The sequence below is a fragment of the Oleiphilus sp. HI0079 genome (assembly GCF_001635105.1).
The window spans coordinates 1-675 of sequence record NZ_LWFT01000267.1 but is presented as its reverse complement, the minus strand read 5'-3'; the positions used below and the strand labels follow the sequence as shown (position 1 = coordinate 675).

At 45.0% G+C, this 675-nt stretch carries 1 protein-coding gene; it reads left to right on the top strand.

The genetic code is table 11. The features are described from left to right. The coding region (locus A3750_RS03880; RefSeq protein ID WP_156498375.1) for an IS3 family transposase at positions 1–547 on the top strand (547 nt) is incomplete at its 5' end. Between the last annotated feature and the right edge of the window lie 128 nt (positions 548–675).

Here is a 675-nt window from a genome sequence, read left to right as displayed (position 1 = left end):
GTTACAGGTCCGCACGAAGAAGCGAAAGAAGCTAACTAGACCACGTGTGGTAAACAGCCCTGCTACAGCACCGAATCAAAGTTGGTCGATGGATTTTGTTTCGGACCAATTAGCGAGCCATAGACGATTTCGTATTTTGAATGTTGTAGATGATTACTCTCGAGAAATTGTAGGCCAGCTCGCTGAATACTCGATATCTGGGGCTCGTGTTGCTCGCTTTTTGAATGATCTCATTGAGCTGAGAGGAAAGCCGGAAAGCATTACGTGTGACAACGGCACCGAATATACCAGCAAAGCTATGTTCTTCTGGAGCCAGGAGAGTGGCGTGAAGCTGAACTTCATTCAGCCTGGGAAACCGACGCAGAATGCTTTTGTTGAAAGCTTCAATGGGAAGTTTAGAGACGCTTGCTTGAACCAACATTGGTTCCGAACGTTACAAGAAGCACGATATGAAATTGATCTGTGGCAGCAGCACTACAATCATGAACGGCCACATAGCTCGCTTAATTATTTAACACCGGTAGCCTTCGCGAAGAAGGTTGCATAATATGGAATTTCTCATTGATGGAGTGGTACTAATCAAGGGGAAAGGTCAAGCTTNTGCAAATTTAGATGCAGCCTTGCAGCTGAAAGGAGTTTTCTCATCAGAGGTTTATCTAATTTGAGGTAGCTTCC